This window comes from Aestuariibaculum sp. YM273 (assembly GCF_030908365.1).
Lineage (GTDB): Bacteria > Bacteroidota > Bacteroidia > Flavobacteriales > Flavobacteriaceae > Aestuariibaculum > Aestuariibaculum marinum.
Genome location: NZ_CP133090.1, coordinates 1,870,871 through 1,887,877, shown reverse-complemented (window position 1 = coordinate 1,887,877; position 17,007 = coordinate 1,870,871). Strand labels below are relative to the sequence as shown.

Here is a 17,007-nt window from a genome sequence, read left to right as displayed (position 1 = left end):
AAACATGCAAGTATTAGTTTTAAACTCGGGAAGTTCATCCCTTAAATTTCAATTATTTTCCATGCCGGAAAAAACCATTATATGTTCAGGAATTGTTGAACGTATTGGTTTTAATGACGCCATTTTTAAATACGATAATCAGAAAAAAGCGATTGAAATTGAAACTTCAATCTTAAATCACCGAACAGCCTTAAAACTTGTATCGCAACATTTATTAAGTAAAGATGTTGGTGTTATTAAATCGCCGGAAGAAATTGCTGTTGTAGGTCATCGTGTGGTTCACGGAGGAAAATCGTTTAGTGACACTACAGAAATCACCAAGGAAGTAAAAGATAAAATTAAAGATTTAATTGCTTTAGCTCCTTTACACAATCCTGCGAATTTAGAAGGTATTGAAGTTGCTGAAGATATTTTTCCGAACGCTAAACAGGTCGCTGTTTTCGACACGGCATTCCACCAAACCATTCCAGAGAAGGCTTACAAGTTTGCAATTCCTAACGAGCTTCTAACCGAACATCGTATTCGCTTGTATGGTTTTCACGGAACAAGTCATAAGTACGTTTCAGAAAAAGCCATTGAATATTTAGACAAAAAAGAATCTAAAATCATTACCATTCATTTAGGTAATGGCTGTAGTATGACAGCTATTAAAAATGGTGAAAGCGTAGACCACTCCTTAGGCTTTTCTCCTATCTCAGGTCTAATAATGGGAACACGCTCCGGTGATATTGATGCATCCGTAATTTTTCATTTAAAAGATAAGTTAGGTTACGATTTAAAACAAATCAACACCCTTTTAAACAAGCAAAGTGGTATGCTAGGGTTAACTGGCTATAGCGATTTAAGAGATATTGAAACCATGGCTGCTAAAGGCAATAAAGATTGCCAATTGGCTTTAGAGATGAATGCCTACCGAATTAAAAAATATATTGGTGCTTATGCCGCTGTTTTAAACGGATTAGATGCCATCGTATTTACTGCTGGAATTGGTGAAAACTCTCAAACCATCCGTAAATTAGTTTGTGATGACATGGATTTCTTTGGTCTGAATTTGGATGAAACCAAAAACAGCATAAGATCTAAAGACATTAGAGAAATAAATACTGAGGATTCTAAAACCAAAATTTTAGTTATTCCTACAAACGAAGAATTAGAGATTGCTAAGCAGGCGGTTGAATTATTTAAAAATTAATCGCCCTTTATATTCTTCAACAACATCTACAATATCTGGTTTGGTTACGGCAATAACGTTTCCAACACCAGATATTTTTCCTTTTATTGATTGCTGCGGATTTAATATCATATCGTTAGAACTGCGATTCCAAATATTGACATCCTGAGCGATAAGACTTTCTCCTTCAAAACGCGACGTTCCAGAAGCAAACGTAACACTCAAATTATTTGTTTCCCCTGAAATATAACAATTCGAAGCATTATTGAATACTACTCGTAGTGTATTATTGTTAACTTCTAGTTTAAAATTAGCACTTGTAAACGTATCGGGTGCATTAAAACTTTCTGATAAAAGCGTTAAACCCGGATAGGTTAATACCCCATCTGAGCTAATATCATATTGTGTTGAACTTCTAATTTCAGTAATATTTGGGGACGTTACATAAACTTTTGTCACACCGTAATCACGAACATAATTGCAGGTATTATTATCTGTTAAAATTAATTGTCCATTATCAACTACAGCTTCAACATCGGTTATTAAATTTTCTCCAGTTTCAACAACAACTTTTTGTTCCACTCCTTGTTTTACAACCAATTCGATATCGCGATTTACCAATATTTTTGTAAACACGTCTACGATAAACTCTTGCTGAATAATAGCGCCTGTTTTTTGAAAACAATCGCCTGCATTTTCACTATCGCAAGCAAAAACAAAAATTAAAACGAATATGTATAAATAATTTTTCATCTTCTATAATCTTATCCCAATTCCAAATTCAACAGCCTCTGCTTTTGCCCCATGCGATTTTAAGGTCATGGCTCCAAAAATCTTCTTCCCAAAATAGCGCTTTAAACCAATACGCAAATAAGTGCGCCCTTCAAAATCAAACGGATAATACACATAATACCCAAATTGAGTTACAAGTGATATTCGATTTACAAATAATTCGTGACCAGCAAAAACACCTACACGTTTATAATCTTCATCGCCGGACACATCTTCTTCAGGGTAAGACACACTTTGATAATAAATCAATTCCTCTAAAAACTTAGAGAAAAACACATCGGTTCCTAATTGCAATGCACTTTTAATACCTATACGTTTACCGGCATAAGCTGATGCTACATAAAACGGAAACTGCCCAGAACCAACAACGTCACTTTCATTAATTCCTGTTCTAAATACCAGATTATATTTTATAGGCTCAGTAAATTTTTCCTTGACACCTTTTAATGTTGTTGAATATTCAGGTTCTACTTCATCAATATTATAAGTCACCCCTACATTTAAAGTCATGGAATTAGTACTTAAATTCGGCGCTTTAACATTCGCATTGGAATAATGAATTAAGGATAACCCGGCCTGCACACCAAAACGCCCGAAAAGACGTTCCTTTTTATAATTCACCATCGCAAACGTACTACTCATTATATGCGACCCGTACGCTATATTTCTATAATTATGCACCTTATTGTAAGGTCGATCTGTATAAGCAATACCTTGGGCTATTCGAAACATTAAGTTTCTTTTAAAAAAATAAAAATTGTAATGAGCATACGCCGAAGCAACCGTACCTAGCGCATCACTTTTTAAGTTTTGATACACATAGGTTACTCCATAATCCGGATAATTATAACGCTGTTCCCAATCGTTATAACCGTATGTTTTTTTATTCCAACTTAAAATATAACCTTCGGGATGCCCTTCAATTAAATGTAGAATATCATTGTTATGCAGAGCGACATTACCCCTAAAATAACTTAAATCGATATATGAAGAGTGTGTTTTTTGTTGCCCTAACACAACTAAAGAACACAGTAAAAGAATGTAGGTTAAAAATGGCTTCATTAAAACTTGTTACTTTTAAACCATTAGATTAAGACTGTTTCTATTTCCTAATGAAGATATAAAAACAGTCGTTAATCTTGATTTATTCGATACTCACTATGCGAGTAGGCAAAAGTAACAGAATTATTAGAACAATTCTGATGCAATTGCTTTTATATTATCACTTTTCCCCATCGAGTAGTAATGTAGAAATGGTACCCCAGCCTCTTTCAGTTCTTTAGACTGTTGAATCGCGAACTCGATACCAACCTGTCTCACGGCAGCATTATCTTTGCACCCCTCAACAGCATCAATCAGATCTTCAGGTAAATCGATTTTAAACACCTGAGGTAAAATTTGTAAATGACGTTTTACAGCAATAGGTTTAATACCAGGTATAATTGGCACAGTAATTCCTATTTCTCTTGCTTTCTCAACAAAATCAAAATACTTTTTATTATCGAAGAACATTTGTGTCACTACATAATCGGCACCTGCATCTACCTTTTCTTTTAAACGTTTTAAGTCAGTATTTAACGACGGAGCTTCCATGTGTTTTTCAGGATACCCTGCAACACCAACACAAAAATCGTAGTTATGTTCCACCTCGATTTCGTCATGCAAATACTTTCCGTTATTTAAATCAGAAATTTGTTGAACTAAACCTGTAGCATAAGCATGTCCGCCTTTAGTTGGTACAAAATAAGGCTCATCTTTTCTAGAATCACCACGCAAAGCCACCACGTTATCAATACCTAAATAATGACAATCAACAAGCACATATTCGGTTTCTTCTTTGGTAAAACCACCACATAATAAATGTGGAATCGCATCCACCTGGTACTTATGCATAATGGAAGCACAAATCCCCACTGTTCCCGGGCGCATTCGGGTAATTCGTTTATCAAGAAGTCCGTTACCTTTATCGACATACACGTACTCTTCACGAGAGGTGGTGACATCAATAAACGGCGGATTAAACTCCATTAACGGATCGATATTATTATATAAATCCTGAATATTTTTACCCTTTTGCGGCGGAATTACTTCAAAAGAAAATAAAGTCTTTCCGTTCGCCTTTTTAATGTGATCTGTTACTTTCATTTATGCTGAATTTCTATCAGTTTTATCTTAGGTAAAATAAGCCACCGTTAATCCAACAAACCCTAGAACAAAAAGCTGAAAGAAAAACACTAATGCTTCGCTTTGTATCTTTTTCATGTTTTTAATTTTGCTGCAAATGTCTTATTTATATCATTTCTATTTGTTGGGAAAAAAGTAATAAATTGTTAATTCTTCCTTTTATTCTTTTTTGGGCGTTACCCTTCGATAAAGCTCAGGGTCGCTCTTTCTGTTTTATCTTTTTATCGTCCCTCTAAAAAGGATGCCACGACAATCGCTAACGCAATCTACTGGTCTGCTATATTTGGGTGTAACCATTTATCGGCTTTAGCTTTGTCTATCCCTTTACGGTTCGCATAATCGGTTACCTGATCGTCGGTAATTTTCCCTAAACCAAAGTATTTCGCTTCAGGATTTGCAAAATAATACCCCGAAACCGCTGCCGCTGGCCACATGGCTAAACTTTCTGTTAATTTAACACCGATAATCTTTTCAACATCTAAAAGCTCCCAAATGGTTTCCTTTTCTAAATGGTCTGGACACGCCGGATAACCTGGAGCCGGACGAATACCTTTGTAACTTTCTTTTATTAAATCGTCGTTGGTAAAATCTTCTTCAGGAGCATACCCCCAATGCTTGGTTCTAATTTGCTTGTGTAAATATTCAGCGAAAGCTTCAGCAAAACGATCGGCGATAGCTTGCGCCATAATACCGTTGTAATCATCGCCTTTTGCACGATAATCATCAGCTAATTCCTGAGCTCCGAAAATCCCAACACAAAACGCCCCGATATAATCGGTTTTTCCACTGTCTTTAGGCGCAATAAAATCGGCCAAGGCATGATTAGGAATCCCTTCACGCTTGCTTAATTGCTGACGTAACGTTCTGAACACGGCTATTTCTTTTCCTTTCTTCTGAACCGAAATATCATCATCATTGATGCTATTTGCTTCAAACAATCCGAAAACCGCTTTTGGTTTTAAAAGTTGCTTCGCAATGATTTCTTCAATCATCTCCTGAGCCTCTTTATACATAATAGAAGCCTGCTCACCAACCACCTCATCGGTTAAAATATCCGGAAATTTACCATGTAAATCCCAGCTTCTAAAAAACGGACTCCAATCAATGTAAGGCACTAATTCTTTCAAGCTTAATTGCTTCAACATCTGAACACCTAATTCCTTAGGTTTTATAATTTCAGTCTGTTCCCAATCGATTTTGTATTTACGCTTACGCGCTTCTTCAATAGATATAAACGATTTTTGTTTTCCGCGTTTTAAGAACTTCTCACGGAATTCGTCGTAATCCTTTTTAAGTTTGGCTACGTATTCGTTAGATGTTTTCTTATTCAATAAATCTCCCACAACAGTTACTGCACGAGACGCATCATTAACATGCACCACAGCATTTTGGTATTGCGGATCTATTTTTACAGCCGTATGTGCTTTCGAGGTTGTTGCTCCACCAATTAGCAATGGTACATTGAAATTTTCACGTTGCATTTCTTTTGCTAAATACACCATCTCATCCAATGAAGGAGTAATTAACCCTGAAAGTCCGATAGCATCTACACGCTCTTTAATAGCTGTTTCAATAATTTTTTCCGGGGGTACCATAACCCCTAAATCTACAATTTCGTAGTTATTACAAGCCAGTACCACACTTACAATATTTTTTCCAATATCGTGAACATCACCTTTTACAGTTGCCATTAACACCTTACCCACAGGCTCTGAATCTTCGGTTTTTTCAGCTTCGATAAACGGGTTTAAATACGCCACAGCCTTCTTCATTACACGCGCTGATTTTACCACCTGAGGTAAGAACATTTTACCAGCACCAAACAAATCTCCAACCACATTCATACCAATCATTAAATGCCCTTCAATCACATCGATTGGTTTTTCAGATTCTAATCTGGCTGCTTCAACATCTTCAATAATAAAGGCATCAATTCCTTTTACTAAAGCATGGGTAATACGATCCTGCACTGGGTTTTCACGCCAAGATAAATCGACTGTTTTTTCTGCTTTTGTGCCTTTTACGGTTTCAGCGAAGTCCAATAAACGTTCGGTAGCATCGTCGCGACGGTCTAAAATAACGTCTTCAACATGTTCTAATAAATCCTTTGGAATATCGTCGTAAACCTCCAACATAGTCGGGTTTACAATTCCCATATTCATCCCCGCTTGAATGGCATGGTATAAAAACACCGAGTGCATTGCTTCGCGAACCGTATCGTTACCTCTAAATGAGAACGACACGTTACTCACACCACCACTCACGCTTACATTCTCCAAATTCTCACGAACCCAACGTGTAGCTTCAATAAAATCGATGGCGTTTTTACGATGTTCTTCCATTCCGGTTGCTACCGGAAATATATTTAAATCGAAAATGATATCTTCTGAGGGAAAGCCTACTTTATTTACCAAAATATCATAGCTTCTTTTAGCTATTTCTATACGGCGTTCGTAGTTATCGGCCTGACCAACCTCATCAAACGCCATTACGATAACCGCAGCTCCATAACGTTTAATTTGTTTTGCTTCCCAAATAAATTTCTCTTCACCTTCTTTTAAGGAAATGGAATTCACCACACATTTCCCCTGTACCACCTGTAAACCAGCTTCGATAATTTCCCATTTCGAACTATCAATCATCATGGGCACTCTTGAGATATCAGGCTCGGCTGCAATTAAATTAAGAAAACGCACCATAGACTCTTTTCCATCTATCAATCCGTCGTCCATATTAATATCGACAATTTGCGCACCACCATCTACCTGGTGACGTGCTATATCTAAGGCTTCATCAAATTTTTCTTCTTTTATTAAACGAAGAAATTTTCTAGACCCTGCAACATTCGTTCGCTCTCCTACATTTATGAAATTGCTGTTTTCGTTTAAAACCAAAGGTTCTAAACCAGATAATTTCATGTATTTTGTTTGCTTTACTTTCATGTATTAAAGTGTCGCTGTTTCAACTGCTTTTCTTGGTTTGTATTTTGCAGCTAAATCTGCAATAACTTTAATATGCTCCGGTGTGGTTCCGCAGCATCCACCAATTATGTTTATTAAATTTTTCTTTAAATATTCTTCAATTTGCTCACCCATTTCTTCTGGAGATTCATCATATTCTCCAAAGGCATTTGGTAATCCAGCATTGGGATGTGCGGAAATTGCAAAATCAGTTTTATTTGCAATCGCCTCTAAGTGCGGCTGTAATAAATTCGCTCCCAAAGCACAGTTAAATCCAATAGACAATAACGGAATATGAGATACTGAAATTAAAAAGGCTTCAGCCGTTTGTCCGGATAATGTTCTACCTGAAGCATCGGTTATGGTTCCACTTAGCATTACAGGAATTTCGATATTTCGTTCTTCTTTCACCTCTTCAATAGCGAATAATGCGGCTTTGGCATTTAAAGTATCGAACACCGTTTCTACTAATAATAAATCAGCACCACCATCTAACAATGCCTCTACTTGTTGCTTATATGCGATACGTAATTCATCAAAAGTCACTGCACGATATCCAGGATCGTTAACATCTGGAGACATGCTTGCCGTACGATTTGTTGGACCGATTGAACCTGCTACAAAACGCGGTTTATGTGGTTCTTTAGCGGTAAACTCATCAGCAACTTCCTTCGCTATTTTTGCAGATTCATAGTTCAACTCATACACCAAGTCTTCCATTTGATAATCGGCCATAGCGATAGTGGTCCCCGAAAAGGTATTGGTTTCTACGATATCGGCTCCTGCCTCAAAATATTTAGCATGAACTTCTTTTATAGCCTGCGGTTGGGTAATAGACAATAAGTCATTATTCCCCTGTAAAGGCGTTGGATAATCTTTAAAACGCTCGCCTCTAAAATCTTCTTCAGTAAATTTATAGCGTTGCAACATGGTTCCCATGGCTCCATCTAACACTAAAATACGCTCATCTAAGGCTTTGTGTATGTTTGACATTTTGATAATTTATATCTGTATGTCATCAAGAAAAGTAAAAAGACTTTCCGTTATCTTTCTGATTAGTTCCTGAAATAAATTCAGGACGAGCAGTAGAACGTAGCACCTTCTTTAAAAGATAAAGGGTTGCCAAGGCTTCAACGGGTCTATTCCCTCTACCTTTCTTGATAACATTAATTATTAAGTTTATGAACTAGGGCTGCAAAAATACTATATATATTTTTTTTATCCTCATGAAATGAGGAAAAATAAAAAGTTCCCGTTATTCGAATAATGAGGAAGACAAATATCGGTCACCACGATCGCAAATAATGGCCACAATTACGCCTTTGTCTATAGTTTTTGCTATTTCTAAAGCACAAAATACGGAACCTCCGCTACTCATTCCTGCAAAAACACCGGCTTCTTTAGCCAAACGTTGCGTTGTGTTTTTTGCATTTTCTTCACTCACATCAACAACTATATCGACTTTAGATCGGTCGAAAAATTTAGGCACATATTCTTCCGGCCATTTTCTAATTCCAGGAATTTTAGCCCCATCTTCAGGTTGCGCACCTACAATAGTAATGTCTTTATTTTGTTCTTTTAAAAACGTTGACACCCCCATAATGGTCCCTGTTGTTCCCATAGCCGACACAAAATGTGTTACCTCACCATAGCTATCTTTCCAGATTTCAGGCCCTGTAGTTTTGTAATGTGCTTTCCAATTATCGGTATTTTCAAACTGATTTAATAACACATAGCCTTTTTCATCACGCAGTTTAAATGCTAAATCGCGAGACCCTTCAATACCAACATCGGCTGGTGTTAAAATCACTTCTGCTCCGTAAGCGCGCATGGTTTTCACGCGTTCTTCAGTGGAATTTTCAGGCATTATTAAAATCATGTTCAATCCGAATAAATTCGCAATCAACGCCAAAGCAATACCTGTATTTCCACTTGTAGCTTCAACTAATGTGCCTCCTGGTTTAATATCACCTCGTTTTAAGGCCTCATTAATCATATTGAAAGCCGCACGATCTTTAACACTCCCACCCGGATTATCTCCTTCAAGTTTTAAATACAGTTTTACGCCTTCTTTACCTACCAAATGACTTGCCTCAACAAGTGGTGTGTTTCCTATATGATTTAAAATACCTTTAACGAATGCCATTCTTTTTGGGTCTGATTTTTATTTCGGTTTGATAGGTTACTAATGAATTTTCGGGAACAGATTGTGTAATCCAAACGTTTGCGCCAATGGTACTGTTTGCGCCGATTGAAATATCACCTCCAAGGATTGTTGCATTGGCGTAAATAGTCACATTATCTTCTATAGTTGGATGACGCTTGGTAGATTCCATGCTCTTTTTCACCTGAATACCCCCTAAGGTCACCCCTTGAAAAATCTTAACGTTATTTTTGATTATTGAGGTTTCCCCAATAACGATTCCTGTACCATGATCTAAGAAAAAAGATTCACCTATGGTCGCTCCAGGGTGAATATCGATACCGGTAATGCCATGCACATATTCACTCATCATTCTTGGAATAATCGGCACTTGCTGCACATACAATTCATGACTTAAACGATAAATAGAAATGGCATAAAACCCAGGACAAGCTAGATAGACTTCTTCTAAACTTTTAGTTGCCGGGTCGAAATTCACAACAGCCACCGCATCTAATTCCAGTTTTTGTTTAATGGTTGGAAATTTAGTTTGAAATTCATTCCATTCGGCTTCACCATTATCTATCTGAAAGTTGCAGGCAATCTCTAAAAATGTTGTTTTAAGACATTCTAACTCATCATCATGAGCGTCGAACAAATAATAAAATAAGTTTTTTGTAAAACTCTCTACAACATCCTTTAGGCGAACATTATATTTCTTGTTAACCAACTTATCATTTAACTCTTTGCACGGTTTCATTAGTTTATGGGTTTTAACGCTAAGATGCAATTCGCATAATTAATCGATTCTTTTCTTTTTGAACGTCTTAACTACATGAATTGCATCTTAAAAAATTAAAGTATACAGTTATGGTCGATATAATTTCATGAAGTTTACACTTCAATCAAATATACATTATCTTATTGAATAGACTGCACAACTGCCTTTGGTGCTTCTTTACGAGACCCATCGAATCCATCAATACCACTTACGGTTGTATATTTTAACACATATTTTTTACCTGGGTTGATGATGCGATATGCCGCCTGACACATTAATGTTGCTTCGTGGAATCCACAAAGAATTAATTTTAATTTTTCCGGATAAGTATTAACATCACCAATAGCAAAAATACCGTCAATATTGGTTTGGTAATTTCTTGAGTTATCTACTTTAATCGCATTTTTCTCAATTTCTAACCCCCAATTTCCAATCGGACCTAATTTTGGTGATAATCCGAATAATGGAATAAAGTGATCGGTTTCAATACGAGATTCTTCACCATCTTTAGTTACAGTTACAGCTTCTATTTTACCATCACCATGTAACCCTGTTACTTCAGCTGGTGTAATTAAGTTTATTTTTCCTAAAAGTTTTAACTCCCCTACTTTTTCAACAGAATCTAATGCGCCTCTAAACTCATTTCTTCTATGAATTAAGGTTACTTCTGAAGCAACATCGGCAAGGAAAATACTCCAATCTAAAGCAGAATCTCCACCACCTGAAATCACAACACGTTTGTTACGGTACACTTCAGGATCTTTAATCATGTACTCCACACCCTTATCTTCGTAATTTTCTAAACCTTCAATAGCTGGTTTTCTTGGTTCAAAAGACCCTAACCCTCCTGCGATTGCAACTACTGGCGCATGGTGTTTTGTACCTTTATTGGTTGTTACAATAAACGAACCGTCTTCTTGTTTTTCAATAGTTTCAGCACGCTCGCCTAAAGTGAATCCAGGTTCGAATTGTTTTCCTTGCTCTAACAAGTTTTTTGTTAAATCGCCCGCTAATACTTCTGGAAACCCAGGAATATCATAAATTGGCTTTTTAGGATATATTTCTGAACACTGTCCGCCAGGTTGAGCTAACGCATCAATTAAATGACATTTAAGTTTCAACAATCCTGCCTCAAAAACTGTAAATAATCCAGTTGGTCCCGCACCTATTATAAGTATGTCTGTTTTAATCATTTTATGACTTTTTAATAACTATCTTTTTTCAATTAATCCTTTGGTAAATTCGTTGAGTGTTTCCACCTTTTGTTCGAAATCACCTTTTATTGTTTTTCTATATTCGTTTAAATTCTTCACCAAATCGTCTACGTTTTCAGGAATCACATCCTCAAAAAACTGACGTAATCGTTTGGCTGTCGTTGGCGATTTACCGTTTGTTGAAATCCCTACTTTTACGTTTCCTTTCGTGACGATTCCGCCCATATAAAAATCGCAATATGGTGGATTATCAGCAACGTTTATTAATATACTGCGCTTACGACAATGCTTATGTACTTTCACATTAACTTCAGGCACATCGGTAGTTGCAATAACAATATGATGTCCTTTTAAAAAACGCTTTTTATACTTCGACTCTATTAATTTTACATTTCCCTTTTCTGCTAAAGCCAGCGTGCCTTCCCTAAACATTGGCGACACTATGGTAACATTCGCATCTGGACTTGATTTTAATAGAAATCCTAATTTTTCTTCAGCAACATTTCCCCCTCCTACGATGAGTACATTTAACTGGCTTGTCTTTAAAAAAATAGGATATAAATTATTCCTTTCCATATTTTAAAACTAAACCAATTTATTTACTTCTTCACTAACAGAAGATAATTCAACACGGTTTTCAACCACATCGCCAATAACAATAATTGCTGGCGAGGCTAATTGTTTTTCTGCTACGATAGCTTCAATGGTATTAACGGTTCCAACACCTACACTTTCATCTGCTCTTGTACCATTTTGAATGATTGCCATTGGCGTATCTGCTTTACCTTCCGATTTAAAAATTTCAACAATTTCCGCCAGTTTATGCATTCCCATCAAGATAACAACTGTTGCTGTTGACTTCGCTGCCAAAGGCACATCGGTTGACAAACTATGATTTTTAGTAGTCGCAGTAATCACCCAAAAACTTTCAGATGACCCGCGTTTTGTTAGTGGAATCCCTTGATAAGCTGGCACTGCAATTGCCGATGTAATTCCAGGCACTACAAACGTTTCCAATCCAAAACCTCTTACATAATCTATTTCTTCTGCACCACGACCAAAAATAAATGGATCACCTCCTTTTAATCGCACAACATGACCTTTTTCTTTCGCCTTAGCAACAATTAACTCGTTGATTTGTTCCTGTTGAAAAGCATAACATCCTTTTCGTTTACCCACAAAAATCAACTCGGCATCTACTGAAGCATACTTTAAAAGTTCTTCATTAATTAAGGCATCGTAAAGAATTACATTAGCCGCCTCTATAGCTTTAATGGCTTTTAATGTAATTAACTCTACATCTCCAGGTCCTGCACCTACAACTGTTAATTTTGGGGTTATTTCACTCATAGCTCTATTTTTTAAATAGCTATTAGGCTACTACACTTTTATCAGCTTCTCTAAAAGCTCTCACTTTATCTAAAAACTGATTGGCTTCAGCAATATACCTTACAGCAAACTCCTCTGTAGGAGCAAATTTATTAATTTGATAGATGATATCAGAGAATGAAGCTCCTAAATCTAATTTACCAGTTTCTACAAACAACTTATCGAAATCACTAATGATGCCTGCATGTGTATTTGTTTTTTTGTTTTCGGCTAACAAAATAGCTTTCGCTGAGTTAACCAAAGAACTATAGGCGTGATAAATAGCACTTGAATACACTCTATCTTTTAAAGATTCCTGTGCATTTTCAATTTTTTCTTCACTTTCTAAGAACAAGGTTGCCACTAAATCGATGACAACACCTGCACACTCTCCAATACCAATCTCTTTTTCATACTTTTCTTCGTTACCCCAATCAATAAAATCTTCTGGAGTTAAATTGGTTACATCTTGAAGATCGTTTAATAAATCGTAAAAATAACGATCTCCTGTGGCTTTATAATATTCAATAAACGATTTTCCGTTGGAATTTGCCTCAAAATCATTTAAAATTCGACGTAATGCCTCAGGACCTCTACGACTTGGCACTTTTACCACCTTATCTGCAAACAACCCGTTTCCGTCTCCTAAATTACCACCACCTAACAATACTTGTAATGCTGGTGCTACTAATTTATCTGGTGTACGAACAGACATCCCCTGGAACCCAATATTAGCCATATTGTGCTGACCACAGGCATTCATACAACCACTAATTTTAATTACAACATCTTCGTTGTTTACATATTGTGGATATTCAGCTTTAATAACGCGCTCTAACTCATCGGCAATACCCGTACTACTGGCAATACCTAAATTACAGGTATCGGTTCCTGGACACGCTGTGATATCTACTGCTTTATTGTAACCAACTTCTACAAAACCTAATTTTTCTAATTCGGTATAAAAAAACGGCACTAACTCTTCTTTAACAAAAGGGATTACAATGTTTTGACGTAGTGTTAAACGGATTTCTCCAGCGGCATACTTATCCACTAAATCTGCTAACAATCGTGCTTTATCTGTATAAAAATCACCTAAAAGCACTTTTATTCCAATCGCCACATAGCCTTGCTGCTTTTGAGGAATAAGGTTTGTCGCTACCCATGTCTGGTATGCTTGTTCGTCTTTTATTTCAACCTTTGGCGCTTCAACAGAAACCGGCACTGAAGCTTCGTAAGCATCAGCATCAATCGCAACCGTTTTAAATTCAATCGCATTTTGTTCTTCTTCAACTAAAACCTTGAAAGCATCTAACCCAATGTCTTTAATTAAAAATTTCATACGCGCTTTGGCACGGCTTTTACGCTCGCCATAACGATCGAAAATTCTTAAAACACCTTCCATAGTTGGGATGATTTTATCACTCGGAAGAAAATCGTAAAGTACATCGGCATGACGTGGTTGTGATCCAAGTCCACCACCAATCATTACTTTAAATCCGCGAACACCATTTTCAACTTTCGCAATAAAACCTAAATCGTGCATGTAAGCTAATCCGGTATCTTCATCGGTTGATGAAAACGATACTTTAAACTTACGCCCCATTTCCTGACAAATCGGGTTACGTAAAAAGAACTTATACAACGCATCGGCATAAGGCGACACATCGAAAGGTTCGTTTACATCAATACCTGCAGTTTCACTTGCCGTTACGTTACGCACCGTATTACCACAAGCCTCTCTTAACGTAACATCGTCTTTTTCAAGTTCTGCCCAAAGCTCAGGGGTCCTGTTCAAATCAACGTAGTGAATCTGGATATCTTGACGCGTTGTAATATGTAAACGTCCTCGAGAATACTCGTCACTTACATCAGAAATTCTTCGTAACTGGTTGCTCTTTACTTTTCCGTAAGGCAATTTAATACGAATCATTTGAACGCCTTCCTGACGCTGACCGTAAACACCACGAGCTAAACGAAGACTTCTGAATTTCTCTTCATCTATATTGCCATTATTAAATAGCTCAATCTTTTTCGCTAATTCAATAATATCTTTCTCTACAATTGGATTCTCTATTTCTGTTCTAAAACTTTGCATAACTTCATACCTGACCTTTCCGTTAAGAAAGAATTTTTATTTTTTTATTGAATAAACCCTGCGCCAACAGTATTGTTAGATTGCGAATCAATTAAAATGAACGAACCGTTTGTTCTGTGATTTTTAAATTGATCGTAAAAAATTGGTTTGTTTAATTTGAAGGTTACCGAAGCAATATCGTTTACTTTCAATTCAGTAACATCTTTTTCAATTCCAGAATAATCCGGATGTATTTTATGATTGATGCGATCTACTTTTGCTAACACCTTATTAACGCCATGCTGAACCACGTACTTGGTTCCTGGTGTTAAGGTCGTCGCATCCATCCAACATACGTTAGCTGTAAACTGCTTATCGATAGTTGGCAGATCGTTTTCTTTAACAATCATATCACCACGACTTACATTAATATCATCTTCCAAAGTAATAGTTACTGATGAACGTCTTGACGCCGTTTCATACTTTTCGTTATAAAAGTAAATGTCTTTTATTTTCGATCTGGTTTTAGATGGCAATACCATAACCTCATCTCCAACACTTAAATTACCTCCATATACCTTTCCTGCATAACCTCTGAAATCGTGGAACTCATCAGTTTTTGGACGAATTACATACTGCACAGGAAAACGTGGTGTACCTACATTGTAAATATCGGCTTTATTTAATTGCTCTAAATGCTCTAACAACGCTTCTCCCTTATACCAAGGCATCTGTTCTGATTTATGAACCACGTTATCGCCTTTTAAAGCACTTACAGGAATAAAGGTGATTTTTTGATCTTGGTAATCTCGTTTACTCATTAAAGCTTCAAAGTCTGCTTTAATTTTATTGTAAACTTCTTCCGAGTAATCAACCAAATCCATTTTGTTAATAGCAACAACAATATCTTTAATTCGTAATAAATTATTGATAAAAAAGTGACGGTTGGTTTGTTCGATAACCCCTTTTCTTGCATCGATTAAAATGATAGAAGCTTGCGACGTTGATGCTCCCGTAACCATGTTTCGTGTATACTCCACATGACCTGGTGTATCGGCAATAATGTAACTTTTCTTTTTTGTTGAAAAATAGATATGAGCTACATCAATAGTAATCCCCTGTTCTCTTTCTGCCACTAAACCATCGGTTGCTAACGAGAAATCTAAGTAATCATAACCGCGTTGTTTACTTGTTTTTTCTATAGCTTCTAACTTATCAGTAGTTAATGATTTTGTATCGTAAAGAATACGACCTATTAACGTACTTTTTCCGTCATCTACACTTCCTGCTGTTGCTATTTTTAATACTTCCATAAATTTTTATGCTGTAACTAATAGCCTGAACTATTAGCTTAATTTTTAATTCGTTTTAAAAAGTTTTTGTAGTTGTGGGTAAAAAATTGGTTTTAGAAATACCCCTGCTGCTTACGTTTTTCCATCGCAGCTTCCGATCGCTTATCATCAATACGTGCTCCACGCTCTGAAATGGTACTCTCGCGAATTTCTTCAACTACTTTTGAGATGGTTGTCGCTTCTGATAATACCGCTGCCGTACAACTCATATCACCTACAGTTCTAAAACGTACTAATTCTTCAATTACTTCTTCATGATCATCTCTGTAAACTACTTCATCCTCTGCAGACCAAATCATACCATCTCTTAAGAATACTTTACGTTTATGAGCAAAATAGATAGATGGAATCTCGATATCTTCTTCTTCTATATAAGACCATACATCTAACTCCGTCCAGTTTGAAATTGGGAACACACGAACGTTTTGCCCTAAATCGATTTGACCATTTAACATATCGAATAATTCCGGACGCTGGTTTTTCTCATCCCACTGACCAAAATCATCACGAACAGAGAAAATACGTTCTTTAGCTCTAGCTTTTTCTTCATCGCGACGTGCGCCACCAATACAAGCATCGAACTTAAATTCTTCAATAGCATCTAAAAGCGTTGTCGTTTGCAGTTGGTTTCTACTTGCGTAACGCCCTGTTTCTTCTTTCACTTTTCCTTCATCGATAGAATCCTGAACATTTCTAACAATAAGTTCAAGTCCTAATTCTTCAACCAAACGATCTCTAAATTCAATAGTTTCCGGAAAATTATGCCCGGTATCGATATGCATTAAAGGAAAAGGTACTTTTGCTGGATAAAAGGCCTTAACAGCCAATCTTACCAAGGTTATAGAATCTTTTCCTCCTGAAAATAACAACACAGGTCTTTCAAATTGGGCTGCTACTTCTCTAATAATGTATATCGCTTCGTTTTCTAATGAATTGATATTTGATGTGTCTTTGTTCATCGTAAT

Annotated in this window: 14 protein-coding genes and 1 riboswitch; of the genes, 1 reads left to right on the top strand and 13 read right to left on the bottom strand. The window is 36.5% G+C overall.

All coding sequences use genetic code 11. The features are described 5' to 3' along the window. The first annotated feature begins 4 nt into the window (after window positions 1–4). Window positions 5–1,192, top strand: coding sequence for an acetate/propionate family kinase (locus RBH94_RS08055; protein WP_307880438.1), 1,188 nt, complete (start codon window positions 5–7; stop codon window positions 1,190–1,192). Here the strand turns inward: RBH94_RS08055 and RBH94_RS08050 are convergent. The 13 genes from RBH94_RS08050 to cysD form a co-directional block, all read right to left on the bottom strand. Then, entirely contained in the window at window positions 1,178–1,924 is a 747-nt protein-coding gene (locus RBH94_RS08050; protein ID WP_307880437.1) for a head GIN domain-containing protein, read from the bottom strand. The genes RBH94_RS08055 and RBH94_RS08050 overlap by 15 nt on opposite strands. Before the next feature lie 3 nt (window positions 1,925–1,927). After that, the gene (locus RBH94_RS08045; RefSeq protein WP_307880436.1) at window positions 1,928–3,025 is read right to left on the bottom strand and encodes an acyloxyacyl hydrolase; all 1,098 of its coding nucleotides are present in this window, start codon (window positions 3,023–3,025) and stop codon (window positions 1,928–1,930) included. A gap of 126 nt (window positions 3,026–3,151) precedes the next feature. After that, the gene (metF, locus tag RBH94_RS08040; RefSeq protein WP_307880435.1) at window positions 3,152–4,108 is read right to left on the bottom strand and encodes a methylenetetrahydrofolate reductase [NAD(P)H]; all 957 of its coding nucleotides are present in this window, start codon (window positions 4,106–4,108) and stop codon (window positions 3,152–3,154) included. Window positions 4,109–4,413: 305 nt separating this feature from the next. Next, window positions 4,414–7,089 (bottom strand): methionine synthase, encoded by a 2,676-nt coding sequence (gene metH / locus RBH94_RS08035; protein ID WP_307880434.1) that lies wholly within the window; start codon window positions 7,087–7,089, stop codon window positions 4,414–4,416. A gap of 3 nt (window positions 7,090–7,092) precedes the next feature. After that, window positions 7,093–8,100, bottom strand: coding sequence for a homocysteine S-methyltransferase family protein (locus RBH94_RS08030; protein ID WP_307880433.1), 1,008 nt, complete (start codon window positions 8,098–8,100; stop codon window positions 7,093–7,095). Window positions 8,101–8,147: 47 nt separating this feature from the next. After that, a riboswitch (SAM riboswitch) is annotated at window positions 8,148–8,274 on the bottom strand. Window positions 8,275–8,362: 88 nt separating this feature from the next. Further along, window positions 8,363–9,253 carry a cysteine synthase CysM gene (gene cysM / locus RBH94_RS08025; protein WP_307880432.1) on the bottom strand — a complete coding sequence of 297 codons (891 nt, stop codon included), beginning with the start codon at window positions 9,251–9,253 and terminating at the stop codon, window positions 8,363–8,365. Then, window positions 9,240–10,010, bottom strand: coding sequence for a serine O-acetyltransferase EpsC (gene epsC / locus RBH94_RS08020; protein WP_307880431.1), 771 nt, complete (start codon window positions 10,008–10,010; stop codon window positions 9,240–9,242). The genes cysM and epsC overlap by 14 nt, the downstream gene beginning before the upstream one ends. Window positions 10,011–10,171: 161 nt before the next feature. After that, on the bottom strand, window positions 10,172–11,224 hold the full coding sequence (locus RBH94_RS08015) for an NAD(P)/FAD-dependent oxidoreductase (RefSeq protein ID WP_188223958.1): 1,053 nt from the start codon (window positions 11,222–11,224) through the stop codon (window positions 10,172–10,174). An 18-nt stretch (window positions 11,225–11,242) separates the two neighbouring features. Then, entirely contained in the window at window positions 11,243–11,821 is a 579-nt protein-coding gene (locus RBH94_RS08010) for a bifunctional precorrin-2 dehydrogenase/sirohydrochlorin ferrochelatase (protein ID WP_307880430.1), read from the bottom strand. A gap of 9 nt (window positions 11,822–11,830) precedes the next feature. Next, window positions 11,831–12,595 (bottom strand): uroporphyrinogen-III C-methyltransferase, encoded by a 765-nt coding sequence (cobA, locus tag RBH94_RS08005; RefSeq protein WP_307880429.1) that lies wholly within the window; start codon window positions 12,593–12,595, stop codon window positions 11,831–11,833. A gap of 22 nt (window positions 12,596–12,617) precedes the next feature. Then, entirely contained in the window at window positions 12,618–14,711 is a 2,094-nt protein-coding gene (locus tag RBH94_RS08000; RefSeq protein ID WP_307880428.1) for a HEPN domain-containing protein, read from the bottom strand. A gap of 44 nt (window positions 14,712–14,755) precedes the next feature. Continuing rightward, entirely contained in the window at window positions 14,756–16,003 is a 1,248-nt protein-coding gene (locus RBH94_RS07995) for a sulfate adenylyltransferase subunit 1 (protein ID WP_307880427.1), read from the bottom strand. Between the two features lie 92 nt (window positions 16,004–16,095). Next, on the bottom strand, window positions 16,096–17,001 hold the full coding sequence (cysD, locus tag RBH94_RS07990; RefSeq protein WP_307880426.1) for a sulfate adenylyltransferase subunit CysD: 906 nt from the start codon (window positions 16,999–17,001) through the stop codon (window positions 16,096–16,098). Window positions 17,002–17,007: the final 6 nt, after the last annotated feature.